Raw genomic sequence first — 26134 nt, 5'->3', positions numbered from 1 at the left:
ACTACAACCGGGCGACACTATCTTAGGTATGTCACTATCTGCCGGCGGTCACCTAACTCACGGTGCGCCACCAGCACAATCAGGCAAATGGTTTAACGCTGTTCAATACGGTGTATCTGAAGAAACATTGGACATCGACTATGATGCTGTTGAAGCGATCGCAGTTGAAAGCCAACCTAAACTTATCATTGCTGGCGGTTCTGCTATTCCACGCGAAATCAACTTCAAACGTTTCCGTGAAATTGCTGACAAAGTTGGCGCTTACCTAATGGTAGACATGGCTCACATTGCGGGTCTTGTAGCAACTGGCGTTCACCCATCGCCACTACCTCATGCTCACATAGTAACAACAACGACTCACAAAACACTTCGTGGCCCTCGTGGCGGCATGATTTTGACTAACGATTTAGATATCGGTAAGAAAATCAACTCTGCTGTATTCCCAGGCTACCAAGGTGGTCCACTAATGCACGTTATTGCTGCTAAAGCAGTTGCATTTGGTGAAGCACTACAACCTGAGTTTACCGACTATATTAAACAAGTTGTTGCCAATGCAAAAACACTGGCTGCGGTTATGATCGAACGTGGTTGTGATGTTGTCACTGGCGGTACTGATACTCACCTAATGCTGGTTGATCTTCGCCCTAAAGGCTTAAAAGGTAATGTAGCAGATAAAGCACTAGAACGTGCCGGCATCACATGTAACAAAAACGGTATCCCATTCGACACAGAGAAGCCAATGGTAACCTCTGGTGTTCGTCTAGGTACACCAGCTGCAACCACACGTGGTTTTGGCACTGAAGAATTCACTAAGATTGGTCATCTAATCAGTGATGTATTTGACGGTTTAGTTGAAAAACCTGAAGGAAACCCTGAAGTGGAAGCACGTGTACGTGCTGAAGTAATGGAACTATGCCAACGCTTCCCACTTTATCGTTAACCAATAAAATTGGTCATCAAAACCTAGGGTAGCCATACCCTAGGTTCTAATATAAAGAGGCAAAATTATGAGTAACACTCCAGCTAATTTAAAATACGCTGAATCACATGAATGGGTTCTTGATAATGGTGACGGCACCGTTACTGTTGGTATCACAGAACACGCTCAAGACCTATTAGGTGATGTCGTTTATGTAGAGCTACCTGAAGTTGGCGCACAAGTTACTGCGACTGAACAGTTTTCTCTAATCGAATCTGTTAAAGCAGCCTCTGACATCTACGCTCCAATCTCTGGTGAAGTCGTTGAAGTTAACGAAGACCTAGATGACACACCTGAGCTAATCAATGACGAGCCATTTGGCGGCGCTTGGATTGCTAAAATCAAATTATCTGATGCATCTGAACTAGCTAATTTGCTAGATGCAGCTGGATACGAAGCAACTATCGCTTAGTCCAAACTGACGTCCTGCAGTTTCTGTACGGTTTTTCAGTTGTATTCACCCTGCTCTTTTGAGCAGGGCGCCCACTATATTAACTTACAAAGGTATCAGTGCCATGACATCGTGCATCCGCGATTTATTAGGTAATGACGAGTTTATTGCGCGCCATATTGGCCCAGACCAAGTCGAACAAGAGAACATGCTAAACGCCATTGGCATGGACAGCTTGGAACACCTAATCGAAAAAACCATCCCTCAAGCCATTCGTTTATCGAATCTTGATATGAGCCAACAGCCTGTTTCTGAAGCCAATGCCCTCAATGAATTAAAAGCAATCGCGTCACAAAACAAGATTGCACGTTCTTTTATTGGCATGGGATATCACGATACATTTGTACCTGCTCCAATTTTGCGTAACCTACTTGAAAACCCAGGTTGGTATACAGCATATACACCTTATCAGCCTGAAATTTCTCAAGGTCGTTTGGAAGCGCTACTTAACTTCCAACAAATGATTATTGATTTAACCGGCATGGAAATCTCTAACGCATCTTTGTTAGATGAAGCAACTGCAGCAGCAGAAGCCATGACCTTAATGCTTAGATCAAATCGTAAAAAATCAAATTTATTGTTCGTGGCAGATAATCTATTACCACAAACCATTGATGTCATTAAAACACGTGCCGATTTATTAGAAATCGACTTCGTTGTTGATGCACCAGAAAACGTATCCAACCACGACATCTTCGGTGCTATTTTCCAGTACCCAGGTAAAGATGGCGAAGTATCAGACATCTCTACTCTAATCAAAGCTTGTCACGATCAAAAAGCACTGGTCAGTGTTGCTGTAGACCTATTGTCTCTTGTACTGCTTAAATCACCTGGCGAACTAGGTGCTGACATCGTCATTGGTTGCGCACAACGTTTCGGTGTTCCTATGGGCTTTGGTGGCCCTCACGCAGCGTACCTTGCAACTAAAGATAAATTTAAACGCTCTATGCCTGGTCGCGTTATCGGTGTCTCTATTGATAGCCATGGTAACAAAGCTTTGCGTATGGCTATGCAGACTCGCGAACAACACATTCGCCGCGAGAAAGCGACATCTAACATCTGTACTGCTCAAGCATTACTCGCCATGATGGCAAGTTTCTATGCGGTTTATCACGGCCCAGTTGGATTACGTCAAATTGCCACACGCGTTGCGAGTTTGACCCACACCTTAGCACAAGCGCTAAGCAATAATGGATATAAAACCAACGACTCACATTTTGACACTTTAGTGGTCGAAACCGGTAGCAAAACAGATGCGATTTTTCTTGCCGCTCAAAACAAGCTTATCAACTTATGGCGTGCTTCTGATAGCAGCTTGTCGCTATCTGTTAACGAAACGACGTCTTTAACAGACCTAGTCGAATTAGCTGAATGTTTTGGCGTTGAAGTAACTGAAGATGCCCTAGCTGACTCAAGTACAGATTTAGGCATTGACGAAGGCATGTTGCGTACTGATGCAATCCTGTCTCACCCTGTATTCAACAGTCATCACAGTGAAACAGAGTTGATGCGTTATATGCACCAGCTTGAAGTAAAAGATATTGCACTTAATCAGAGCATGATCCCATTGGGTTCTTGTACCATGAAGCTAAATGCAGCGTCTGAAATGCTACCTGTTACTTGGGCCGAATTTGGTCGAATCCACCCATTCGCACCTCAAGCGCAAGTAGCTGGTTATAATCAATTACTTGACGAATTGATTGTCATGCTGTCAAAAGCAACAGGGTATGACACAGTATCACTGCAACCTAACTCAGGTGCACAAGGTGAATACGCAGGTCTAATTGCTATTGAGAAGTATCATAAGTCTCTTGGCGAAGGTCATAGAAATATCTGTTTGATCCCAAGTTCAGCCCATGGCACAAATCCAGCATCAGCGGCTCTTGCTGGTATGAAAGTGGTTATTGTTAAATGTGATGATGAAGGTAACATTGATTTAGTAGATCTTGCTGAAAAAGCAGAACTGCATAAAGATAATCTAAGCTGCATCATGGCAACTTACCCTTCTACTCACGGAGTATTTGAAGAACATATCCGCGAAGTTTGTGACACAGTACATAAATTTGGTGGCCAAGTTTACATTGATGGCGCTAACTTGAATGCTGTATTGGGTATTGCACCTCCAGGCCAATTTGGTGGTGATGTATCGCACTTGAACTTGCATAAAACTTTCTGTATCCCACACGGTGGTGGTGGTCCAGGTATGGGTCCTATTGGTGTTAAATCTCACCTAGCACCTTTCCTACCAGGTCACGCTGTTAGCCCTGTTGCAGGCGCTAACTCTAATACTGACCAGCAAAATGGCGCAGTATCAGCAGCACCTTACGGTAGTGCAAGCATCTTGGTTATCACTTGGATGTACATCAAGATGATGGGTGATCGCGGTCTAAAAGATGCAACGTACAATGCCATCTTAAACGCTAACTACATTGCTAAACGTTTAGGTGATCATTACCCTATTTTATTTACCGGCGCGAACGACACAGTGGCTCACGAATGTATTATTGACATTCGCCCTCTTAAAGAAGAGTCGGGCATCAGTGAAGAAGATATTGCTAAGCGTTTAATGGACTTTGGTTTCCATGCACCAACCATGTCTTTCCCTGTAGCAGGCACCTTGATGATAGAGCCGACTGAATCAGAAAACCAAGAGGAAATTGATCGCTTCTGTGATTCTATGATTCAAATTCGACGCGAAATGCTTAAGGTACAAGCGGGTGAATGGCCACTTGATGATAACCCACTGGTGAACGCGCCTCATACGGCAGACACTTTATTGAGTGATGATTGGCAACATGCTTACACTCGCAAAGAAGCGGCTTACCCTCTTCCTTGGATTAAGAGTCGCAAGTACTGGCCTCCTGTTGGCCGTGTTGACAATGTTTATGGAGATCGCAACTTAATTTGCGAATGCCCTCCGCTAGATAGCTACGAAGACTAATCAGTCTTTTGCTAAACGTACTTACTACCTCTTTAGTAAGTACGTGATAAAAAAGCGAGCCACAAGCTCGCTTTTTTATTTTCAAATTTTCCTCTTAATGAATCAGTAAGTCGCTCATTCGCTTACAATCAAATCCTCACCCTGAATTCATCAATTAGCCTGTACAAAACATCAACTTTATTTTTTGTAAAGCCGTAAAATTTTTTATAAACAAACACCATTTTCTGAACTAGAATCATTAAAAACTGAAAGAGACTCACTTTTCATTCATTTAAATCTAGTATTTAATCTTATCGCTAATTAAGCCTAACTTATTAAAATTTAAAGCATTAATTTCTTACTACCCTCATAAAGTGAATATAGACAGACCCAATATGATGCTAAAGCAAACATTTCATCTTATTTTAATAAGCTTAATATCTAGCTTAATCGCCCTTCCCTTCGCACACACCAAGACTTTAAATGTGCTTGGCATGAGTAATTACCCCCCTTTTAGTTTTGAACAAAATGGTAAAATGGTCGGTATTGATAACGAGGTTATGTATGAGATTGGCAGACGGGTTGGCATAGAGGTTGAAATAAATTATCGCCCCTGGAAAAGGCTTTTAGCAGACTTAAAGTACGGAGCAACGGATGCGGCATTCGCCCTCTTTTGGACTCAAGAAAGAGAGCAGTTTGCACTTTATGCCGATGTTGAACCGATACACGGTGGCGCATTTTATCTGTATGTGAAAGAAGGAGATGAGTTTGACTTTAATAATGTAAGCGATTTGTATAATAGAAAAATTGGTTTGCAGCTTGCTTTTTCAGTATCTGAAGACTTTGACAATGCGGTTAAATCGCAAAAAATAAACATTCTAAATGCTTTTAGTAACCTTAATAATATCGAGCTCTTACTTGCAGGCCGTATTGAAGCCTTTATAGGTCACGAATTAGTAACAGGGTATAACCTACTGAATATGGGCTTTTTAAATCAAATTACTCGGCTCCCTCTTCCTATTAGCGAAAAGAAAGCATTTTTAGTCCTTTCAAAAGAGTCAAACACCTTTGTTGATAAAAATGCTCTGATTAAAAAAATAAACCAAGCGCTGGTCGATATGAAAGAAGATGGTACACACCAAGCTATCGTCAATCAATATATACAATAAACAGACTCAAGGCGCTCTTCACCACTCGATACGCTCATTGAGCTAGAGCCAATCCATCTTAAAAAACCTCAAAGCTAAAGCTCACTAAGCTCAATCTAATTAGTACTTTAATTACATATTTCTGACTTTTTACTCACTAATGATCAAAATCTGAAATTTAATAACACTATTTTAGTGAAATATACCTGACTGAATCTTGTTCAATCCATGCCATCGGCGTAGACTGCCCGCAAATTACACACAGTTTTAATAAGGAATTAAGTTTTCATGGTTGCAGTGATAGGTATATTAGCAATTATCGCGTTCTTGATGGTGGTACTTGAAGAGGTTATTCATATCAATAAGGCGAAATCGACCTTATTTATAGGCACCTTATGTTGGATTTTAGCCTATGTATTCCCTATTCATGGTGTTCCTCCCAGTGAAATCAGCGAGCAACTTAATGAAAACTTATTAGAAATTGCAACGCTTTGGCTTTTCCTCATGTCTGCGATGACATTTGTTGCCTATTTGAATAGTAAGGGGTTTATTTCTAGTCTGGTGCAAAGGCTACTGCCAGGAGAGCTCCATGAAAGAAGCTTAATGGTATTGTTAGGTTGCTTTGCCTTTATCTTTTCGTCGTTTGCAGACAACGTTACGGCAACACTGGTTTCCCTAGCGGTTATCACCAGCTTAAAAATCGAAGCGAGAAAACGCCTTAAATACGCCACTTTGATTATTTTTGCTGTTAATAGTGGTGGTGTCTCATTAATCACAGGTGATGTAACCACCCTAATGATATTTTTAGCCGGTAAGGTCAGCATCCCAAACCTATTACTATTAGTTGGACCATCACTATGTGGTGTCATCGTACTGGCTGCTATGATGTCAGTACGAATGCGAGGACGAGTCAGCTTTTCGGCTGAAACCAAACCCATTGAAAAAACCGATATCATTATTTCAATTATTTTCTTAGCAACCATTTTCTCCACTTTGCTACTAAATGCCTTTTTCCAAGTACCGCCCGTGCTTACCTTCATGTTCGGCTTAAGTTGTATGTTCTTAGTGGCTCAATACCTTTTACGTAAAACCGATAGAAGCATACTGAACTATATCCGTGAGATTGAATTTGACACCTTACTTTTCTTCGTCGGTATTCTATTGATAGTCGGCATTTTAAAAGAGATTAAGCTACTAGACTACTTAACGAGTTTGTACGACTTTATGCCTGTTGAGTACGCAAACTTCTTACTCGGTATTTCATCCGCATTAATTGATAATGTGCCATTAACCGCAGCGGTATTAAAAGCGAATGTTGATATGAATATGGCCTCTTGGCTATCAATGACCTATGCAACGGGAGTGGGTGGTTCAATGCTTGTTATTGGTTCTGCTGCTGGCATCATTGCTATGAGCAAAGTAAAAGAGCTTAACTTTATCAGTTACTTATCCATGTTCGGTTATTTATTAGTAGCTTACTCGGTTGGCTATTGGCTAAGTTATTTCTTAGCATCAAGAATGCTATAGCGCATCACTGTATGCTTTAAACAAAAAAACGACTCCTAGTGAGTCGTTTTTTTTGCTTTTTTTAATCAGGCATTTGAAAAATGCCGCTTAATAATAGGTATCTCTAAGAGATAAAAAAGTTTTCTTACCTCGATTAGGGTTCGTTTTCATAATATTGTGAAGCGGGTTTTCGATACCCAGTTCCCTGTCGTTATAGAGATATTTTTTTACTTTACCTTCATCAAGCACCACAACTTCCATAGACCAATCACTGAAAGCCCTTTGCTTAATTTCACCAGAATAAAAAACTTCTACTAAAGTATGGCGCTCATCATGGCAAATACTTTCGTATAACGTTTCGACAGTCTCTTGATCACCTTCTAATATCTGCATAATTTCTCGATCATAATAGACTAACATGCCCGTTACCCCTATCGAAGCATTATGCTTTTGTGCTTCTAATTGTATTTCTAGTAAACCATTCTCTGTCAATCCTTCAGGTGACACACTCGTATATAAAAGCTCAAACATATTAAATCCCTTTTGCTTATTTTGATACCAAGCTTAAATTTGTAAATCTCATTTACTCACTTATACATTAGCTAAAATTTAGACTATTGGTAGAAATAATGAGTTTCAATGAAAGAGTCATGTTTAGTAATGACGTTTTGTGATAAATATGGCTTATCCGGCTAACTAGGTTTTCGCTTTTAAAACAAGCATTAAGTGACAATTAGTCTTATTATTTCCTTAGTTTTGTAAAGATTTTTAAACTCTATCAATAATTAGCACTTATATGGAAACAATGAATTTTCAATTGAGCAGTTAATACAAATTTTTTTTATCTATATTATTAACTCTATGCTTTAAAGACAGGAACCATATGCAAATATCCTTGTCTTTAATTTAGGAAGTTGTGATAAAAGTCACCTCTAATCAGAAAAAGAGTCAAACAAGGTGTCACTTTTTCTGCAAGACCCTAAGGTGTGACCTAAAAGTTTTATCTTGATGCTTGGCGCTGATCAATAGAGTCACTATTAAGTTGCGCGCCTCGCCATCAATCTAAATGCTTTTATTCACACGCATAGACTGAGAAACTTATTCGTAGCATCTTTTATGAAAACGGTTATAGATTTTATCATTTGGGAATTAAGTAATGAGAAACACTGAGCATCATTATGGCTGGTTTACGATAGGTGCACATTGGCTTGCGGCTATAATGATCATTGGACTCTTTGGATTAGGTTTCTGGATGGTTGATTTGGGCTATTACGATCCTTGGTATAAAACAGGTCCAGACCTTCATCGTAGTATTGGCATTATTTTATTTGTGCTTATGTCAATCAGACTCGTCTGGAAGCTATCTCAAATACAGCCAAAGCCACTGGATCATTACACCAAGTTCGAACGAGTATCCAGCCATCTTGTACACCAACTTTTATATGTATTAACCTTTGGCATCATGCTCACAGGCTATTTGATATCTACTGCTGATGGACGAGGAATAGATGTGTTTAATTTATTTCAAGTACCAAGCTTAGGTGAATTATTTGCTGATCAAGAAGATATCGCAGGTTTAATACATGAGTATGCAGCCTACACGCTCATCGGAGCGGTTGTGTTACATGCTCTTGGCGCTTTCAAGCATCATTTTATTGATAAAGATATTACCCTTAAACGTATGTTGGGTTTTCGCAATACTAAATAATCATAGAGGATTATCATGAAAAAATTACTACTTGCTTCTGCTTTAGCTGGTGCAATGCTTGCACCAATCGCCAATGCTGCCGACTATGTGATTGACACAAAAGGTGCACATGCTTCAATCAATTTTAAAATTAAGCACTTGGGTTACAGCTGGTTAACAGGTCGATTTGACACCTTTAAAGGTGACTTTAGTTATGATGAAAATAATTTCGCCAATTCTAAAATCACAGTAGAAGTTGACACAACGAGCTTTAACTCGAACCATGCGGAAAGAGACAAGCATATTCGTAGCGATGACTTTCTAGATGTAAGCAAGTTTGCAACAGCTACCTTTACCAGTACTTCTTTTAAAGACCTTGGTAACAACAAGCTAGAATTAAATGGTGACTTAACGCTTCACGGTGTTACTAAGAACATCACCATTGATGCTGAAAAAATCGGCGAAGGTAAAGATCCATGGGGTGGATACCGAGCAGGCTTTAGTGGCACAACACGTGTTGGCCTTAAAGAGTTTGGTATGAAAGAGATTCTTGGGCCTCAATCTACTCACGTAGAACTAGAGTTGCACATTGAAGGTATCCGCCAATAAATTTTATTGGTGATAAAAAAACGAGCTACGGCTCGTTTTTTCTTTTACACCTTCACATTCATTAAAAATCTCCCACCCCTAACTTACTGGCTTATAACCCGCTATTCATGACTATCAAACCTTGTTAGCAGAACTCTTTCTTTTGTATCGTCTGAGTTTCAAGCATTCTTGACATGCACTATTACACTTTCATTGCAAAAAAATGGGCTTTCAGCTTACGCTAAAAACCCATATTAGAATCTTTAATTAGGTAGTGTTAAGAATACCTAATTACGATAATCCAAAAAGTCGTTATCTTGAATAGCGATAAAGTCAGCAGGGCATCCTGCGGTTTGACTATCAAACACGCTTGTACGGCCTCTTGCTCTGGCTTTCTTTGTTTCTATAAATTGCCCATAACATGATGAACTACAGTAAAAAATACTGCCTTCAAGTTTTTTGATTCTATTCACTTTACCACTGGTATTAACGAGTTGCTCATCCGATAGGACACCCGACATTATGTAGCATATATTACCTTCAACCTCTGTTTGCTGATATTGAGAAACGGCTAACTTAACTGGCATACCTTGAATTTCTTTTCCTTTCGAATTCTTTCTATGGGTCCAATTATCCCTTGCAAACCGCTGCTCTTTGCCAGATAAACAATCAAGAATGGCATACTCACCCTGATATTCAATATTATAAAAGTATTGCCCAGCCCCATCCGTTGCACCACGACACTCATCAAGTTTCGCTTCGATATCATTACCTTTATCAAACCAGCCAAGTGCTAAAATAGGGAAACCGTCTGCAGCATAACCAACCGCTTGCTTCTTATCATCAATCGCCTCTTTTCCTAACTCTTCAATTAAACATTTTGGCGCAATGTGGTAATGATAATCATCGCCTCGACCAGCATGGCCACCACATTCATCCAATTCGCCCGCTGATGCGGCGCTCACAGGTTTACCTGAAGATTGTTTTGGGCCTTGGGTACTTGGGTCAAAAATCGGCACACCATTTACCGCAATTCCCACCGCACCAGGTTCTGTTTGAGTGACTCGGCTCGCTTTTTTAGGATTTAACGGCAAGCGAATTTCCATATCATGTTTAGATGGAAATTGTTGGTTATTACCCGTTATTCCAAGCATTAAAGTATGGCTTTCATCAGGTAGACTATGGGATTTGAATGAGAAATTCCCTCCACTACATTTAAGATCAGTCACTTCATCCGTATAACAAGCTTGATCACATTTACAGTCTGCAATTTTCTCTTCTATGGTATGTGCATGAGTGATCGGTGAGAGAGCGATTAAACTTGGAATGAGGGCTGTGAGAACCCTTTTTATACTGAGCTTCATGCGAGTTGCCTTTATAAAATAATTAATCATTTGAGTATAAAGATATCTTATTTGTGTGCCATCTGTAGCTTACAAATTCACACCTTCTCCATACTTATACCAACTAGATACTGATACCAGCGGCTACTAACCAGATACTTTTAGAATGCTCATTAATAGCGACTTAACATTATGTGATTCGCTCAAAGAACCAAAATAATGCCAAGCCGGCAATACTAAACTGAAAGCTTAAAATGCCGTACTTTTGATACTTTGGAAGGATATAAGTCACTAAGCTAATCAAGCTAAATGCAATTAAAGCAATCATCACCTGCGTTAGCTCTATGGCGATAGTTAATTTAACTAAGGCATTCGCCCATTGGTTTAAATCACCTAAAGTGTCAGTTAATGCTTGAGCAAACCCCATTCCATGGATGATCCCCAGTATGCCAGTCACTAGCCAAAGTCGTTTAAATGATCCTTTGATCAATTCGTAACTTAATATCACTAGAATGCTGCCAGCAATACTGGCTTCAATAATCCAACTTGGAATAGAATGCGTCACCCCTTGAGCTATCAAGCCTAGAGTAAGGCTATGGCATAAGGTAAAAACAGTGATAGGTAAAATAATTTGCTTTAACTTCTTAGTCACTAATACCAAGGAGAAAATAAATAAAATATGATCAAGCCCTTCTAGAACGTGCCAAACACCTGTTAACCACACATCCCTTACTTTCTGGCCTGAGACTCCTTCTACTTCAGTCATACTATTTGTAAGATTCAGGTTAATAAAATAGTTATCCTGATTAAGATCTAACGTGCTGAGTATCAGATTAGATTCATCAATTATCTGTAGGTGGATAGACTCTGTATTTGGTAACAATCCATATCTTATATAAATATTTGTAGGCATTACTGACCAGTTATAAGTCGCATTTACCTGAACGAAAGCAACTTCTTGCTGGCTATTTAAGACAGGTTCTAGATCTTGTGAAAGCGGCGTAAAATTGAAGTTAGTTAGAATGAGTCGCTGAGACTCTTCGTCCAAAAAAACGACCTTGGAATCTAGATAGCTTTCTATTATCTCTGTTTTGTCATTAACATCGGCCAAAGAAATAGAATCATGCTGACCTAATAGATTGACACCTTGATCATTCAAAAAGAGGTCAGTCGCAATATTTGCCGTAAATTGAAGCTCATTATCCTGTAAATAAACCCTTGCCCCCACCTCATCAAGAGAATGAGACCAAGTAAACGTGGAAAATAAGCTCAAGTAAGAGAGTATTAAAAATATAAAAAATCTGATGAAATACATTAAACCACTCAAATATGATTCGTGTTTAGCATAGAAAACAAGACAAACTCAGAGAGCTTTCGTGAAAGCCTTAGGTACCCAATAGCTCATAATAAAATTAAGCATCTTTATGGAGTCTAAAGATTGTGTAAATGTTTTGAGATTTTAACTTTATTGAATGCCAAAACGACCTAGAAGCTATTTTAACTTGTTAAGAATGCCCCCTTTTCTGCCCTAAAAGCAGCATCATTTAAACAAAAGTGCTATTTAGCCTATCTCATTGGTGCAAATACAAAAAGCCAACTCCATCAGACAGTTAAAATGGCATTAATTAATTTTTTAAAGAATGAACACTCTTTTATTATTAGTGCTATATTCTGTTAAGTTATGCCCTATTATCAATATATTATGGCGTGCAATTTGCTTACCTTTTGGGCTTTCATAGCGTTTTAAGGTTAAGCAAAAAGTTCTATTTAGATTGATGAACTCTCCTTTACCTTAAGAGTCATAACTAAATTCGTTTTCCACCACTTTGGATAGTTAACTTATGTCTTTAAAGTCTATTAGAGTAAAAAGCTCAATCCCCGTTTTTATCCTTGCAATGACCTTTATTCTTGCTCTGTTTATGTTTGACCGATTAATTGTGATGGAGGAAACGGCGCTAGAAGAACAGTCAGGTCGTTATCAAAGCGCTATTTCAAGTGTGTTAAAAGCAGACAGTAATTTATACCAAGCAAAAGTGGCTGAGCTCAATTTACTAAACCAAATTGGAGATGTCCCTACTCAACATAAAATTCATGCGGATAAAGTCAAAGAAGCAAGCGATAGAATCCAAGAATATATTGAGTTCATGTCAATTAACCCTAAAATTCAAGATGAATTTAGTGATTTAGACAGTGAGTTAATGGCTTGGTATGAGGCCACCAACAAACTGATTCAATCCGGTAAATACGACGCGAATTACAAACAACTTGAAGATAAATCCGAAAGCCTTTTTGACAATATTAGAAAACGTTTACAAATAGCCGGTGATAAAGCCATTGAAACAGCTCAAGCCTCAAGAGAAAAAGTGCTATCTGATGTTGAAGAGTTTGGCAATTTCACCTTTATCATTCTTGGCATTGCGAGCTTAATCGTTGTTTTCATCAGTTACACCATGCCTAAGCAACTTACCGAAAACATTAATAGTTTAACCCAACGCATTCGAGAAATTGCCGAAGGTGATGGGGATTTAACCGCACGTATTGAAGCAAATACCAATGATGAAATTGGCGATCTAGCCCATGAATTTAATAATTTTGTCGACAAGCTTCAAAAGCTTATTGCCACGGTACAAACCCAATCTGTCGCCTTAGGCAGTGTCACAGGTCATCTAATAGAAAGTGCTAAACAAACAGAATCCATCACTCAGGCCCTTGGTCACGCTTCTGACTCAACCGTCAATGCGGGTCATGAAATGAAGGCGTCAAACCAAGAAATGGCAAGCATGGCTGAAAATACCTCACAAGAGGCCAGACAATCAGATGAAATGACTCATCAAGGCATTAATGCAGTTAAGTCGTCCCATACAGCTATCAAAGAACTTGTAACAGATATTGATGGTGCTTTAAATCAATCTCAACTACTTGAGCAAAGTTCTGAAAATATCGCCAATGTTTTAGAGGTCATTCGCACCATAGCAGAACAAACAAACCTACTAGCCTTGAATGCTGCCATTGAAGCAGCACGAGCAGGTGAACAAGGTCGTGGCTTTGCCGTTGTCGCTGACGAGGTAAGAACATTAGCGACACGAACACAAGACAGTACTAATGATATACAAGACATGATCGAACAACTTAAATCCAATGTCGGTCACGCCTCAGCGGCTATTATTCGTAGTAAAGAAAGAGCAGATGAAACGGTTAATCACATTGATCAAGTCAATAGTATTTTCTCTGAGTTACAAGAGTCATTTGCCAAAGTACAAGACATGTCATCCCAAACAGCTAAAGCCACTCAAGAGCAGTCGGATGTATCCAATATGATTAGTCAGAGTATGGCATCCTTGAATGAGCAGACGAATGCCGCGAAGAATGTGGTTGATGCAAGTCGTAAACAAGCGGATGAAGTGGATAACCTTTACCAAGCACTAGATCAAGTTGTGGGCCGCTTCAAGGTTTAATCTCATTTGAAATATCATTCATTATTAACTAAAAAACAGCCATTCAGGCTGTTTTTTAGTTAGAGGAAACACTTACTCTAATACTTTAGCTTCAACATCTCTATCATGCTGCTTTTCATGACTAACAGAGCTTGTTGGATACCCAAACAACACGTTTAATTTCGCTTTCATACCTTTAGTCACCAAGGTTGTTTTTATCATATAGAACCATTGATGAAAGCTAATGGTAATGGGGTTGTAAGTACCAATTTGACCGACTATGCCATAACGGCAAGGTTTATCATCTTGCTCCTCTGCATAGGTGCCAAACATCCTATCCCAAATTACCAGCACACCAGCAAAATTTTTATCCAAATATCCTGGGTTAACTGCATGATGAACTCGGTGAATCGACGGTGTGTTGAATACCTTCTCTAACACACCTAACTTACCAATAATCTTGGTATGAACAAAAAACTGAAAGGCTAAGTTAAGCGCCACAACGGTGAAGACAATTTTCGGATCAAAGCCTATTAAGATCATTGGCATCCAAAATAGCCACATACCTGTTATCGGATACATGATGCTTTGTCTAAAGGCTGTAGAAAAATTCATTTCTGTAGAACTATGGTGCACCACATGAGCTGACCAAAGCCAATGGATATGATGGGATGCTCGATGAAACCAGTAGTACAAAAAGTCTTGCAACAAGAAAGCAAAAAATAGACTAAGAAAGCTCAGTTCAATATCGAGTACTCTAAACTCATACAACCAGTAAAAAATAGGCATTAAGAAAAGTAAGGCAATTGCATCAGCCCCTTGATGCATTAATGCCAAAGCCGTATTCGCCAAACTATCTTTAATTACATAATTCTGGCGATGCTTTATAAATTCGTAGGCGATAAAGATTAAAAAAATCGGACTTAAAGCAATTAATATAATTTCAACATCCATGGTTTCGACCTATTCTTGTTATTTTATAAAAGGCTAATTAGCATTTATCATACACAAGCAATAAAACATAACCAATAAACATAATTAAAGTCGTTTTATACCTATTACTAATACCAGATATCCCTCAAAGTGACGCCGATTCTCAACTGGCTTTTAATTAAAGAACCAAACTTCGATATAGACATTAAATCTTGTTTTACCATGCTTTTTAACGTAAAAAGTAAGCAATTTTTTTCAGGACTAAAGATAAATGAAACTTAATTTCCATAAATCATTTTGGGAAGCAGAATGCAATAACTTAGATGATCTAAGCCAATTACTGGTAAAAATCAAAACTGAAGGCTATCAGGGCTCAGAGCTCTTTTTACCTTTCTACCCTCTTGATGCTCAAGAGACATTGGCCTTACATGAATCTAAAGATTTAGACATTATCACAGGCATAGGCACTCAAGGTAATAATGCGGAAGAACATATACGCTCCATGGATGAGCAAATTAAGCACGCCATTCAATTCAAGCCTAAGTTAATCAATAGCCATACAGGTAGAGATATTTTTAGTTTTAAAGATAACCTCAAGATTTTTGAGCACGCCTTATCTTTAGAACAAAAATATGGTGTTGCTATCACCCATGAAACCCATAGATTTAGGCCTACCTTTAGTACATTGGGAACCGAGCAAATTATTGATGCCTTACCCGAACTAAAGCTCAATTTAGATATTAGCCATTGGATGGTTGTGCATGAATCAGATTTATCCGATCAAGCTGAACGTTTGGAAAAACTGTTTGAGCATGTTAAACATATTCATGCAAGAGTTGGTTATGAAGAAGGTCCTCAAGTCACTGACCCTGCTGACCCTCAGTGGTCAAGTCAAGTTGAAAATCACTGCCAGCTTTGGTTAAAGGTTTTAGCTATAGCTGACACTAACCAAGACACCTTTACTATTACGCCTGAGTTTGGTCCTGCCCCTTATGCCCACACAAACCATAAAGGTGAAACCTTAGCCAATATATGGCAAGCAAATTTCTTCATGAAAAATAAAATTCTGCAGCTAATCAATTAATTTTACAGGACTTAATCGCAACCCTATTAAGTCCTTTCTTGCTTTACACTTCTTTAAAAAAATTCCCCTTACTCAGGTCTGAGAAGAGATAAAATGTACTAAACTCAAAAAATGGAGTCATACATATTACATCTACCCTGATGGGGTTTATCGTTTAAAGAAGGATCTTATGCAAGCAGTCAGTTGGCTATCTAAGAATAAGCCTGTTTATTTAGGGCTATTGTCATTTGTCCTATCCAGTGCCATTAGTCTTGAGTTCTCAACTAACCTTAAAAACGAAATTGTCAGCACCAATCAAAATGCGGTTATCGCTAAAACAGAAAAAATAGCAGATTTTTTACAAGAGGCGATTAAGCGTAGTGTGATTGATATACTGACACTACAAGCATTTTATAACTCTCACAAAGACATCAGCTATCCACAATTTAAGCAATTCACTCAACTTTTTTTAAATGATATCAACTATATAAAAACCCTTGAATGGATACCCAAAGTCGAACATAAAGATCGTAAAGACTTTGAAATACAGCAAACAAACACCTTCAATCAATTTCAGATAAAAAAAGCCACTGCTAACAACAGGCTTGAGATAAGTGAAGCCAAAACTAACTACTACCCTATTAATTACATTCAGCCCTTAGCAGGCAATGAAGACATGTTAGGACTTGACCTTAGCGCTGATCGAATTCAATTAGAGACCCTTGAATTTGCAAGAGATACAGCTGAAATTACCACCACAGAGCAAATCAACTTACTGGATGAAAAAGACGCTTTACATAATTTCCTTATGATAGCGCCAATCTATCATACGGGTATGATTCCAACCTCCTTAGCGCTTAGAAGAGCTGAGTTAAAGGGCTTTGTTCTAGGGTCATTTAAAATTGCCAATTTAATCAATCGAGTTAATGAGCAAGCCTTAAATGATGGTTTCTTAATGACGTTATTAGATCTAGATGCTTTAACCCAGCCGCTTTTATTTGGGCAAAGACATAAAGCAGACTATTTATTTGATCTGCAGCTCCCACAAAGAACATGGCAACTTGAATTAACCATGTCTGATGAATTGCGTCAGAAAACATTAGCGCCTCCCCTTTATCATTGGGCCCTATTTTGTGGCTTTATTATTAGTACCTTGTTGGCCCTTTCTGCCTATGCCTTAACCCGAATTACTCAAGATAGTCGTCAGCTCAAGACGCTCAATTCAAAAATAAAGGGTCATAACCAAAACTTAGAAGCAAAAGTTGATGAGAGGACACAATCATTAGCCATTAAAAATGAGGAACTCAATAAAAATGTTACTCAATTAACCCAAAGTCGTGAAGCACTCAATAAATTAATGCTTGAGCTAAAACAGCAAAAAGAACAAGCGGAAAGCAAAAGCTTAGAGCTTGCAAGATCAAATAAAGAACTTGATGAGTTTGCCTATGTCGCATCCCACGATCTAAAAGCACCTTTAAGGGGGATTGATCAATTAGCAAGTTGGGTTATAGAAGACCTTGAAGCAAATGAGCTCACTGAAATACCCGAACATTTAACCGCAATTAGACAAAGGATATCTCGCCTAGAAAGGTTGTTAGTCGATTTATTTAAATATTCAAAAGTGGGCCGTCACGAAGAAAAAGTATCTCAAGTAGATGTGCAAAAGTTGATCAAGGATGTTTTTATTCTCAATGCACCATCAACACAATGCAGTTTAAGTTTTTCAGATAACTTTCCATACAAGATAAATGTAACGGCTCAATTTGAACTGATAATTAGAAACCTTATAGGAAATGCCGTTAAACATGCGGATAAAGAGGAATTACACATCGAGTTTGATTGCTCTGAACAAAATAACGCCTACACTTTTTCTATAAGAGACAACGGACCAGGAATAGACCCCAAACACTTTGAGCAGATCTTTGAGATGTTCAAAACATTAAAGCCAAGGGATAAAGTAGAAGGCAGCGGTATGGGCTTGGCATTAATCAAAAAAGTAGTAAACAGTTATGGTGGCAAAGTATTTGTTGAATCGAGTTTAGGCCAAGGTAGTACCTTCTACTTTAATTGGCCAAAAAACCTGCACAACAAATAAATCCACGCTTAATAAGGATATTCATTCATGATGTCAGAACACCAAGAACTCAATATTTTGCTCGTTGAAGATGATGACATTGATGCTAAAGCGGTTATTAGGGGGTTTAAAAAACTAAAACTTGTTAACCCTATTGTCAGGGCCAGCAATGGGCAGGAGGCGCTTGATATATTGCTAGGGAATAACAGTAAGGTTTCGATTACTAAGCCTTATATCATATTGCTAGACATTAATATGCCAGTTATGGGTGGGATAGAGTTTCTAACCCTAGTAAGAGAAGATCCAGCATTAAAAGGCGCTATTATTTTTGTATTAACCACATCAGATGTGGATGCAGACAGAGTGAGTGCTTATCAAAATAACATTGCGGGTTACATTCTAAAATCAAATGTGGGTGATGGATTTAAAGAGGTTGTCTCATTGGTAGAGAAGTTCAGTCGATTGGTTATATTGCCAAAATAAAACCTGCTGTTTTAGTTCAATTAGATGTCAAATCTAATATAAGTCATACGAAAATACCTGCACCTTATTACGACCATTCTCTTTAGCTTGATACATAGCCAGATCCGCATTCTTAATTAGGCGCTTTGGTTGAACACCATGTTCCGGATAAAAAGAGACCCCTATGCTGGCGCCAACAGAGCATGATTGACCATCAATAATGACAGGTAAATTAATTGCTTTGATCAATGCCTGACTAATTTTTTTAATCGATAAACAGTCAGCGCTATTTGGCAAAATAACAACAAACTCATCCCCTCCAAAACGAGAAACAGTATCACTTTCTCTTAACATGTGTTGCATACGTGTTGCGACTGAGATGAGCACTTTATCTCCCGCATCATGACCAAAGCAATCATTCACATTTTTAAACTCATCTAAATCAATAAAGAGCACTGTAAAAGAAGATCTATCACGTTTTGCATTGGTAATGATCTGATCCATACGGTCAAACAACAGCGCCCTATTGGGTAATTTTGTACAAGGGTCATATTGTGCACTTAATAGCGCTTTCTCTTGCCTCTTTTCATCTCCTAACTTAAGTTGGAAACGCTCCATAGCATGCCTAATGGTACGTGTGATTAAACTGGCATCTGCTAGGTAGTTTTTATGAAGGTAATCTTGAGCACCAGAATGTACCGCTTCTAAAGCCATTTCGTCACTGTCGGTACCAGATAAGACAATGACAGGTATAGAAGGAAATAACTCTACAATGGTTTGTATCGTTAAAAGGCCGGCTGAATCGGGTAAATTCATATCAGTTAAAACGACATCAAAGGAATGGTTTTCTACTAAGTTCTTTACTTCACTCATCAGATAGCTAAATACCAGACAGTATTCAACACTTTGATTTCTCAAAGCACGTTTAATTGCTACCCTGTCTATATCGTCATCTTCCACCACTAACACACGATAGACTTCTGTTTCATTCAGTTTAGCTTCCACTCAAAACATCCCTTGTATTTGACTTGAAAAACGAGGCTAGACTTTTGACGCCTAATATTGATTAATAGTCTAAATCCTCAATTATCGCAATTAAAAAAGCAGGTAAACAACATGGATCAAGAGGAAATACTAGTGCGTAAGTTTGCGCAAGAAGACAGCCTTGAATTAGTCAGTTTTTGGCAATCTATTTTTATTAATTCAGCCGCTCACAATGAACCAAAGAGAATGCTTGAAGAAAAGTTAGCGGTTGATGATTTAATCTATATCGCTAAATATAAAGAGCATATTATAGGAGCATGCATGGCTGGTTATGACGGTCATAGGGGCTGGCTGTATGCCGTTGCTACTTCGTCAGACTATCGACGCTTAGGTGTAGGCACTAAGTTGATTCAAACCAGCATTGAAGCATTAAAACAATTAGGCTGTATCAAGCTAAACCTACAAATACGAACTGATAACACAGAAGTAACTCGCTTCTATCAATCATTAGGTTTTAACATTGAAGAAAGGCTTAGTATGGGAAAATTAATTTAAAAAATGGGAGAGCAACGCTCTCCCATTTTAACTAAAATTGATTCGCCACCTTCAATGTCTCCTGTTCAACCATGTCTTGCCACCAAGCTTTTGTCATTTGCGGGGCGTTAATAGAAACCGCTTCACCAAAAATCGGGGTCACTAACTGCACACCTTGCTCTTGTGCTAATGCTCGAATACTTTCTAACGGTTCGTACCAATCATGCAATGATAAATCAAAGGTACCATTGTGAACTGGCATCATAGCTTTTGCTTTTAAATCAAGATGAGCTTGCATGCTTTCACTTGGGTGCATATGTATGTCTTTCCAAAGTTTACTATATGCCCCTGTTTCAACCATGCTCAAATCAAATGGTCCTAAGCGTTCACCAATTTCTTTAAAGCCCGAAAAGTACCCCGTATCGCCCGTATAAAAGACATTTGCTTGATTGCCTTTGATTGCCCATCCCGCCCAAAGGGTTTCATCCTTGTCAAATAAACCACGACCTGAGAAGTGTTGGCCAGGGGTTGCGGTAAATGTTAAAGAGCCAAGCTGGGTCTCTTGCCACCAATCCAATTCAGTGATTTTTGATGGGTTAATGCCCCACTTAACTAACGTTTTTCCAACTTTTAAGGGTGTTATAAAACGTTCAACCTTATTATCCAGTTTTAAAACCGCATCCTTATCAAGGTGATCATAATGATCGTGACTAATAATGACTGCTGAGATATTAGGCAAGTTGTTAATACTAATGGGTGGCTGATGAAAGCGTTTTGGTCCGACAAACGTAAAAGGCGATGCCCTTTCACTAAACACTGGATCAAGAAGAATATACTCGCCATCTATTTTCATGAACATGGTGGAATGTCCTAACCGATAAATCACAGCGTCCTTTCTTTTATCAAGTTCAACTAAATCAATCATGGCTAAGGGAACTGGTGTTGTCGGTTCAGGCGAATCTCTTTTCGCCGTTAAGTAAGCTAAAGACATATCAAGCATTGCGCCTAATCCAGTTTGATAATTAATTTCTGAATTAACAAATTTCCCTTCAACTTGAGCTGAAGCAATTGATTGAGAAGACATAAATAACGCTCCTATTAGGCCAAAGGCATATCTAACTTTAAATTTCATATATTTCACACCAAGTAAACTATACTGGGCAGTGTAATAATGCTTATTTCAAAAGTAAACCATCAAGTGTAAAATGCGTTAAATTTGAATATTTAATGCATATTCACACACCCATAATGCAAGCTAATTAAGTCAGTAGGATGAAATGACAGACACAAAACTCACACGATCACAAATAAAACATCAAGCCATCCTCGATGCTGCGAAAAGTGCATTTCAAACGTTCGGGGTACAAGCCACCAGCATGGACAAACTGGCCGAATTAGCCCAAGTGTCAAAACGCACTATTTACAACCACTTTGAAAACAAAGAAGAACTCGTCATGCAATTAGTTGCAGACCTCTGGAATAAAGCCTTGGTTCAAAACTCAATTGAATTTGATCAGACCATGAGTCTAGAAGCACAGTTAACTCAGCTTATTAGAACAGAAGTAAAACTGATGAGTGATGCAGAGTATATCGCTCTGACCAGAGTAGCCTTTGGACACTATTTTTATCATCCAGAAGATTTACAGAAAAAAGTGATTGAGTTTTCTAAACAGGAAACGAGTTTAAAGCGTTGGTTAAAAGCCGCTAAGGCTCAGGAGAGCTTAGCAATTCAAGATGTTGATTTTGCCGTTACCCAGCTTCATAACCTATTAAAAGGGAGCTGCTTTTGGCCACAAGTTATGGGGCTTAAAACTGAAATATCGGACCTAGAACAGGAACATTTAACGGAGCAAACCGTCGCCATGTTTTTAAATCATTATAGAGTAAGCGTATAAGATTAGTTCACAGCAAGATCATATTGCGGTAGCAAATCTCTAAGCACATACCATCTATGATATGACGAGGCTTGATAGAAGCGATACAAGGAAAAATGTATTGCTTCATGGGCACCATAACAACTTTTTATAAGGTCAAAGTCCCCATTCCAATCATTATATTTTGGAATCAATTGAGGGCTCTTAAAAAGACCATTTTGCGCAGCATCTTGCCAAGCTTGAATGCGTTCCTCTTTGTCGGCCTGTAAAGCAATCACTGCTTTGACCTTCTCTTCAATATCATCCCAATTACTAGCCATTTGAGGCTCACAATAGTCAGGCGTTAACTTTCCTAACGCACTAAAAAAAGCATGTATCTTTTGACAATAAGCCAAGAAACTCGCTTTATTATCTCTCCAACCAGACGTTCGAACCGCTTCATACTCATAGGCCTCATAATCAAAACGCCACTCTAAATAAGGAGCATCTGGATATGTCAAAACGGCCCCATGGCCCAACGCACCAGAAACATCCTCTGCCAAGCTAGACTTAATATTGCGGACTAATTGATTACCGTAACGAGCAATAAAATGTTTTCTTTTTTCTTCCAAGGAGTGTACGACCTCTTCTCCGCTATTACGAAAGCGAAAACTGCTACTCTGTACTCGATTACGCCTTGAACTCACACCGGAAAACCCATAATGAGAAAAAGTATCCCCATAGACATGGGCCATAATTCCTATAAGTTCAAGGAAATAAGGTTTATCTGATTGCTCTAAGTAATGACTCAACATTTGCTTAGCAATCGCACTGTCTTGCCGGCAAATAAGCTTTTCCGTAAAGGATATCCCCTCATTACCGGGTAAAAAATGGAAAGGAACCCAAACATTACGCTGATCTTTTTTATCTCTATTTGCAAGGTCAGCAACATGGTGGGCCGTTGCCTCAACACTTAAACTCGAACCATCATCAAATTCAATATCATGTGGACTGGCATTATCATCAACAAACTGAGCCGATGTTGCGATGACAAGTGCACTTTCTAAGTTTAATCCGGCACAGCGAGCCATCGCGAATGTCGCGTAATAATGAAAATCTATTTGCATGAGTGAATTCCTTATTGTTAAGAAAAAGTCGTGCTGTTAGAACTGAATAACCTTAGGTGTCACACCTTGATAATCAGGCATCACATCCCCCAAATTAGCCCCAATATAAGTCGGGTCTGCTGGGATAAGCTTATTATCTTTATATATTGCTGTGGAGACATGGCCAGGATAATTTAATGCAACAACTTGCTGATTAAGCAAATGTTTAGCCAGCCAAGCAAACAAGATAGATCTATCTTCGCAATCAGACGCTTTGTAATGCAAGGACTCTTCAACCAATAAATAATTTTCGGCGCCAAATTGCTGTTGATCTATGGCATAGGGAAAAGCCTGATGAATTAAATGTAAGAGTTGTGTGAGCTGATCGTCATCATTCCCTTTTAAAAAATGATTCATTTGCTCGGTTAATCCATTTGATGCGACCTTACCGACGGGCGCTTCGAAATAATAACGTAAATCTATCTGAGGATACGTTTTAAAGTACTTAACCCTTTCTAGATCATAGGGTAAGTTTAAGCTTAACTCTTGTCCATCTAAACGAGTTTCAAATGAACGGTAATGAATATTTTCAACCGTTTTTAGCGTTTTATTAAAACGCATATCAAACGAGCCTTTCCCTTGCTCAAAACTACCATCATACGTTCTCACCTCGCGACTCGCCTTGCCTGCAATTTGATAGAAAGCTTTCCCATCAATTTTATATCGAGAAACACCGTATAATTTTTGTTCGGTTGGCACCATGAGTACAAAGGAGTCAGACCCTAAAGCAATACGAGCGGCATAGCCTAAATTATTTAATAGGAACCAACTTAATGCGATTTGTTGATTCTCATGATTCGCTTGTTCGCTCACATATGCATCTATCAATAACCAAAAGGCCCAATCAGAGAGCGCCAAATCAATTTTAATTTGATTCAGTTCAGCCAATACCCTGTCATAATTTATGTCTGAACTTTGCTGCCAATAGTTTTTTAAACTCGATTGCGTTTGACCGGTAAGTTCAACCAAGGTGATTTTTTCTAAACTTATATCTTGACCATAAAAGCTAAAATTGACTTTGTTGTGTTGAACTGGAGTATCAGGCGCTTGTGAGACAGGCTCTTCTATTTTTGGCTCTTCAATAGGATCAGATTCAATCACAGGAGGAACATAACTAATAACAGGCTCAGAAGGTGTTACAGGGCTATCATGGCGAACGGGGGCGCTGGGCAATTTTGGCGTTTTATCACGAACCAGAACAGGCATACTTTTATAGGCTTGCCACTCTTTTTTTAATTCTTCAATAAACACCTGATGCTGATTTGCATAAGTTTTAAAACCCTCTTGCTGAGACTTCACATAAGCATCATATTCAGCTTGAAAGTCTGAAGCAATACTTGTCATTGATGTACCAAACACTAATGCAACGGCTGTCATTAGCCTAATATAATTATTCATATATCATCCTTCCCACTAAGCCTATAAGCATAGTTTAATTTTATAACAGCTTACCTCTTAGGTTTCATGCAAAAGTTTTAGAATAAGCTAGATTGAATATATTACTTTATCTTAATGGTTCAGGAACCTGCGATTAAGTTCTCCAGCCTAAGCGTGTGGATTAATCACAGGTTCTTTAGTTATAATTTCCGACATTGTTCAGCTAAAGGAAATGGCTCGTAAGAACGACACAACAATGAAGCCCTAATCCTTTACCTGGTTCAAGATATATGAAGTTCGCTGTCACTCTATTACTATTATATTTTTGCTGTTCAACTCAAGCTCAAAATCACACACCATCTTGGACTATCGCCGTTAGTCCCCGTGATAATTATCCATATGAACTCATTAAATTAGCGCTTGATAGCACAATCCAAAGCCACGGCTCATATCAACTTAACTCTTATAAAAAGCAACATAGTTTTAACAGAAGACACTATATGCTGGAACAAGGTTTAACATTCCAAATTACTAGTTTTGGAGCATCTCAGAGCGTAAATAGTAACCTTATCGCTATTGAGGTCCCGATTTATCAAGGTATGTTAGGGTTTAGGTTATTAGCAACGAATATCGATAGCAATAAAGAATTGATAACAGTTCAATCATTAGAAGAGTTGCAGGCATTGAAAGCAGGGTTTAATAACCAATGGTCTGATTTTTCCATTTTTAAACTTAACAAACTTAGAGTTGAAACTGCGTCTAACTTCATCAGTTTATATTCGATGCTACATTACAACAGATTTGATTACTTACCCAGAAGCATTAGAGAGATTGATGTTGAACTTGAGAGATTTAAAGGCACAAGTACCAACTTGCTAATTAACGATACACTTGCCTTATACTACCCCCACCCAGTCTATTTTCATGTCAGCCCTAAATATAAAAACTTAGCTAAACGTATTGAAATTGGTATGAATAATATTCTTAACAATGGCACGTTCAAATCGCTATTTTTAAGCCATCATGCTGAAATAATTGACGAGCATAAACCCAACCAACTTAATGTCATTCACCTTAAAAGAGATAAGCATTTTAGACCCGTCAATACTCACTGGTGGTATATTCCCAATCTTAAATAATGGTTTCTAGTATCTAAAGCCAAACAAGCCCTTGATAAGGAGACGTTTTCAGCTCTGCTAATCTTGTCTCAAGGCTACCTAGGTGAAGCTCTAACTTATGCCCATCAGGATCTAAAAAGTAAAAAGATTCGCCTTCACTGGTATTTTCTTGCCATTGCTTCACACCATACTGCTTCAACTTTATTACCAAACGCTCGTAATCACTTTCACTTAGGCTAAAAGCAAAGTGAGTATAGTCTTTTACACTCTCTGTCCGGCCTAGGCTCAAACACAACCAAAGCCCAGGTAGTGAAAGGTAGGCTCCATTATCCCATTTAACATGTGCTTTAAAACCTAATAAATTTTGATAAAAGTCCAATGAATGCTCAAGTTGAGACACACTTAAAGTAATATGATTGAGTCCAGTTAACATGCCTTCCCTTCTATCTTGATATGGATGAATTTAAAATTAGATTAACAAAAAAGAGGCCTAATCCTCTTCTTTAAATGACTT

23 protein-coding genes are annotated in these 26134 nt (G+C 38.6%); 14 read left to right on the top strand and 9 right to left on the bottom strand.

The window, feature by feature from the left end; translation table 11 throughout:
• The 5 genes from glyA to nhaD all read left to right on the top strand — a co-directional run.
• On the top strand, positions 1 to 940 hold a 940-nt coding region (gene glyA, locus MED121_RS22330), incomplete at its 5' end, for a serine hydroxymethyltransferase (RefSeq protein WP_009835961.1).
• Between the two features lie 67 nt (positions 941 to 1007).
• Positions 1008 to 1391: a glycine cleavage system protein GcvH gene (gene gcvH, locus MED121_RS22325; RefSeq protein WP_009835960.1), complete on the top strand. Its 384-nt coding sequence runs from the start codon at positions 1008 to 1010 to the stop codon at positions 1389 to 1391.
• A 103-nt stretch (positions 1392 to 1494) separates the two neighbouring features.
• A complete protein-coding gene (gcvP, locus tag MED121_RS22320) occupies positions 1495 to 4371 on the top strand; it encodes an aminomethyl-transferring glycine dehydrogenase (RefSeq protein ID WP_009835959.1) in 2877 nt (958 codons plus the stop codon).
• A 473-nt stretch (positions 4372 to 4844) separates the two neighbouring features.
• On the top strand, positions 4845 to 5519 hold the full coding sequence (locus tag MED121_RS22315; RefSeq protein ID WP_165474641.1) for a transporter substrate-binding domain-containing protein: 675 nt from the start codon (positions 4845 to 4847) through the stop codon (positions 5517 to 5519).
• Positions 5520 to 5786: 267 nt separating this feature from the next.
• Positions 5787 to 7025 carry a sodium:proton antiporter NhaD gene (gene nhaD, locus MED121_RS22310; RefSeq protein ID WP_009835956.1) on the top strand — a complete coding sequence of 413 codons (1239 nt, stop codon included), beginning with the start codon at positions 5787 to 5789 and terminating at the stop codon, positions 7023 to 7025.
• Positions 7026 to 7112: 87 nt separating this feature from the next.
• Here the strand turns inward: nhaD and MED121_RS23970 are convergent, their stop codons facing one another.
• The gene (locus MED121_RS23970; RefSeq protein ID WP_009835955.1) at positions 7113 to 7535 is read right to left on the bottom strand and encodes a BLUF domain-containing protein; all 423 of its coding nucleotides are present in this window, start codon (positions 7533 to 7535) and stop codon (positions 7113 to 7115) included.
• A gap of 625 nt (positions 7536 to 8160) precedes the next feature.
• Between MED121_RS23970 and MED121_RS22300 the strand changes: the two genes are divergently transcribed.
• Positions 8161 to 8712 (top strand): cytochrome b, encoded by a 552-nt coding sequence (locus MED121_RS22300; protein WP_009835954.1) that lies wholly within the window; start codon positions 8161 to 8163, stop codon positions 8710 to 8712.
• A gap of 15 nt (positions 8713 to 8727) precedes the next feature.
• Positions 8728 to 9300 carry a YceI family protein gene (locus MED121_RS22295; RefSeq protein WP_009835953.1) on the top strand — a complete coding sequence of 191 codons (573 nt, stop codon included), beginning with the start codon at positions 8728 to 8730 and terminating at the stop codon, positions 9298 to 9300.
• A gap of 266 nt (positions 9301 to 9566) precedes the next feature.
• On the opposite strand, the gene MED121_RS23965 is transcribed toward MED121_RS22295, so the two are convergent.
• Together MED121_RS23965 and MED121_RS22285 are read right to left on the bottom strand one after the other, a co-directional pair.
• Positions 9567 to 10643, bottom strand: coding sequence for a YHYH protein (locus MED121_RS23965; protein ID WP_050764644.1), 1077 nt, complete (start codon positions 10641 to 10643; stop codon positions 9567 to 9569).
• Between the two features lie 169 nt (positions 10644 to 10812).
• On the bottom strand, positions 10813 to 11895 hold the full coding sequence (locus MED121_RS22285) for a HupE/UreJ family protein (protein WP_207382861.1): 1083 nt from the start codon (positions 11893 to 11895) through the stop codon (positions 10813 to 10815).
• 568 nt (positions 11896 to 12463) lie between these two features.
• On the opposite strand from MED121_RS22285, the gene MED121_RS22280 reads away from it, so the two are divergent.
• A complete protein-coding gene (locus tag MED121_RS22280) occupies positions 12464 to 14077 on the top strand; it encodes a methyl-accepting chemotaxis protein (RefSeq protein WP_009835950.1) in 1614 nt (537 codons plus the stop codon).
• Positions 14078 to 14149: 72 nt separating this feature from the next.
• Here MED121_RS22280 and MED121_RS22275 read toward each other — a convergent pair whose 3' ends face one another.
• Positions 14150 to 15010, bottom strand: coding sequence for a sterol desaturase family protein (locus MED121_RS22275; protein ID WP_009835949.1), 861 nt, complete (start codon positions 15008 to 15010; stop codon positions 14150 to 14152).
• Between the two features lie 250 nt (positions 15011 to 15260).
• On the opposite strand from MED121_RS22275, the gene MED121_RS22270 reads away from it, so the two are divergent.
• The 3 genes from MED121_RS22270 (at position 15261) to MED121_RS22260 (ending at position 18609) form a co-directional block, all read left to right on the top strand.
• Positions 15261 to 16073, top strand: a complete 813-nt coding sequence (locus tag MED121_RS22270) for a TIM barrel protein (RefSeq protein WP_009835948.1) — start codon at positions 15261 to 15263, stop codon at positions 16071 to 16073.
• A gap of 169 nt (positions 16074 to 16242) precedes the next feature.
• Complete coding sequence (locus MED121_RS23960) at positions 16243 to 18147, top strand: CHASE domain-containing protein (RefSeq protein ID WP_009835947.1); 1905 nt, start codon at positions 16243 to 16245, stop codon at positions 18145 to 18147.
• Positions 18148 to 18174: 27 nt separating this feature from the next.
• Positions 18175 to 18609, top strand: coding sequence for a response regulator (locus tag MED121_RS22260; protein ID WP_009835946.1), 435 nt, complete (start codon positions 18175 to 18177; stop codon positions 18607 to 18609).
• A 33-nt stretch (positions 18610 to 18642) separates the two neighbouring features.
• Here the strand turns inward: MED121_RS22260 and MED121_RS22255 are convergent, their stop codons facing one another.
• On the bottom strand, positions 18643 to 19593 hold the full coding sequence (locus MED121_RS22255; protein WP_009835945.1) for a diguanylate cyclase response regulator: 951 nt from the start codon (positions 19591 to 19593) through the stop codon (positions 18643 to 18645).
• 111 nt (positions 19594 to 19704) lie between these two features.
• Between MED121_RS22255 and MED121_RS22250 the strand changes: the two genes are divergently transcribed.
• On the top strand, positions 19705 to 20127 hold the full coding sequence (locus MED121_RS22250) for a GNAT family acetyltransferase (protein WP_009835944.1): 423 nt from the start codon (positions 19705 to 19707) through the stop codon (positions 20125 to 20127).
• Between the two features lie 31 nt (positions 20128 to 20158).
• Here the strand turns inward: MED121_RS22250 and MED121_RS22245 are convergent, their stop codons facing one another.
• Entirely contained in the window at positions 20159 to 21190 is a 1032-nt protein-coding gene (locus MED121_RS22245; RefSeq protein ID WP_116371689.1) for an MBL fold metallo-hydrolase, read from the bottom strand.
• 193 nt (positions 21191 to 21383) lie between these two features.
• On the opposite strand from MED121_RS22245, the gene MED121_RS22240 reads away from it, so the two are divergent.
• The gene (locus MED121_RS22240) at positions 21384 to 22001 is read left to right on the top strand and encodes a TetR/AcrR family transcriptional regulator (RefSeq protein ID WP_009835942.1); all 618 of its coding nucleotides are present in this window, start codon (positions 21384 to 21386) and stop codon (positions 21999 to 22001) included.
• A gap of 2 nt (positions 22002 to 22003) precedes the next feature.
• On the opposite strand, the gene MED121_RS22235 is transcribed toward MED121_RS22240, so the two are convergent.
• Together MED121_RS22235 and MED121_RS22230 are read right to left on the bottom strand one after the other, a co-directional pair.
• Positions 22004 to 23086 (bottom strand): DUF6765 family protein, encoded by a 1083-nt coding sequence (locus MED121_RS22235; protein WP_009835941.1) that lies wholly within the window; start codon positions 23084 to 23086, stop codon positions 22004 to 22006.
• Between the two features lie 36 nt (positions 23087 to 23122).
• Complete coding sequence (locus tag MED121_RS22230; protein ID WP_009835940.1) at positions 23123 to 24523, bottom strand: hypothetical protein; 1401 nt, start codon at positions 24521 to 24523, stop codon at positions 23123 to 23125.
• A 269-nt stretch (positions 24524 to 24792) separates the two neighbouring features.
• Here MED121_RS22230 and MED121_RS22225 point away from each other — a divergent pair, with 269 nt between their 5' ends.
• Entirely contained in the window at positions 24793 to 25641 is an 849-nt protein-coding gene (locus tag MED121_RS22225; protein WP_009835939.1) for a hypothetical protein, read from the top strand.
• Positions 25642 to 25654: 13 nt separating this feature from the next.
• On the opposite strand, the gene fos is transcribed toward MED121_RS22225, so the two are convergent.
• Positions 25655 to 26053, bottom strand: a complete 399-nt coding sequence (gene fos / locus MED121_RS22220; RefSeq protein ID WP_009835938.1) for a fosfomycin resistance glutathione transferase — start codon at positions 26051 to 26053, stop codon at positions 25655 to 25657.
• Between the last annotated feature and the right edge of the window lie 81 nt (positions 26054 to 26134).

It is taken from the genome of Marinomonas sp. MED121, from assembly GCF_000153025.1.
Taxonomy (GTDB): Bacteria; Pseudomonadota; Gammaproteobacteria; order Pseudomonadales; family Marinomonadaceae; genus Marinomonas.
This window is presented reverse-complemented; position numbering and strand designations above follow the sequence as displayed.

Bases quoted from the DNA above. Each gene is read 5' to 3' on its own strand.
- MED121_RS22270 (WP_009835948.1), top strand. From the start codon at position 15,261: ATGAAACTTAATTTCCATAAATCATTTTGGGAAGCAGAATGCAATAAC.
- MED121_RS22275 (WP_009835949.1), bottom strand. From the start codon at position 15,010: ATGGATGTTGAAATTATATTAATTGCTTTAAGTCCGATTTTTTTAATC.
- MED121_RS23960 (WP_009835947.1), top strand. From the start codon at position 16,243: ATGCAAGCAGTCAGTTGGCTATCTAAGAATAAGCCTGTTTATTTAGGG.
- MED121_RS22280 (WP_009835950.1), top strand. From the start codon at position 12,464: ATGTCTTTAAAGTCTATTAGAGTAAAAAGCTCAATCCCCGTTTTTATC.
- MED121_RS22230 (WP_009835940.1), bottom strand. From the start codon at position 24,523: ATGAATAATTATATTAGGCTAATGACAGCCGTTGCATTAGTGTTTGGT.
- MED121_RS23970 (WP_009835955.1), bottom strand. From the start codon at position 7,535: ATGTTTGAGCTTTTATATACGAGTGTGTCACCTGAAGGATTGACAGAG.
- MED121_RS22235 (WP_009835941.1), bottom strand. From the start codon at position 23,086: ATGCAAATAGATTTTCATTATTACGCGACATTCGCGATGGCTCGCTGT.
- nhaD (WP_009835956.1), top strand. From the start codon at position 5,787: ATGGTTGCAGTGATAGGTATATTAGCAATTATCGCGTTCTTGATGGTG.
- MED121_RS22225 (WP_009835939.1), top strand. From the start codon at position 24,793: ATGAAGTTCGCTGTCACTCTATTACTATTATATTTTTGCTGTTCAACT.
- fos (WP_009835938.1), bottom strand. From the start codon at position 26,053: ATGTTAACTGGACTCAATCATATTACTTTAAGTGTGTCTCAACTTGAG.
- gcvH (WP_009835960.1), top strand. From the start codon at position 1,008: ATGAGTAACACTCCAGCTAATTTAAAATACGCTGAATCACATGAATGG.
- MED121_RS22245 (WP_116371689.1), bottom strand. From the start codon at position 21,190: ATGTCTTCTCAATCAATTGCTTCAGCTCAAGTTGAAGGGAAATTTGTT.
- MED121_RS23965 (WP_050764644.1), bottom strand. From the start codon at position 10,643: ATGAAGCTCAGTATAAAAAGGGTTCTCACAGCCCTCATTCCAAGTTTA.
- MED121_RS22295 (WP_009835953.1), top strand. From the start codon at position 8,728: ATGAAAAAATTACTACTTGCTTCTGCTTTAGCTGGTGCAATGCTTGCA.
- MED121_RS22250 (WP_009835944.1), top strand. From the start codon at position 19,705: ATGGATCAAGAGGAAATACTAGTGCGTAAGTTTGCGCAAGAAGACAGC.
- gcvP (WP_009835959.1), top strand. From the start codon at position 1,495: ATGACATCGTGCATCCGCGATTTATTAGGTAATGACGAGTTTATTGCG.
- MED121_RS22240 (WP_009835942.1), top strand. From the start codon at position 21,384: ATGACAGACACAAAACTCACACGATCACAAATAAAACATCAAGCCATC.
- MED121_RS22300 (WP_009835954.1), top strand. From the start codon at position 8,161: ATGAGAAACACTGAGCATCATTATGGCTGGTTTACGATAGGTGCACAT.
- MED121_RS22315 (WP_165474641.1), top strand. From the start codon at position 4,845: ATGAGTAATTACCCCCCTTTTAGTTTTGAACAAAATGGTAAAATGGTC.
- MED121_RS22260 (WP_009835946.1), top strand. From the start codon at position 18,175: ATGATGTCAGAACACCAAGAACTCAATATTTTGCTCGTTGAAGATGAT.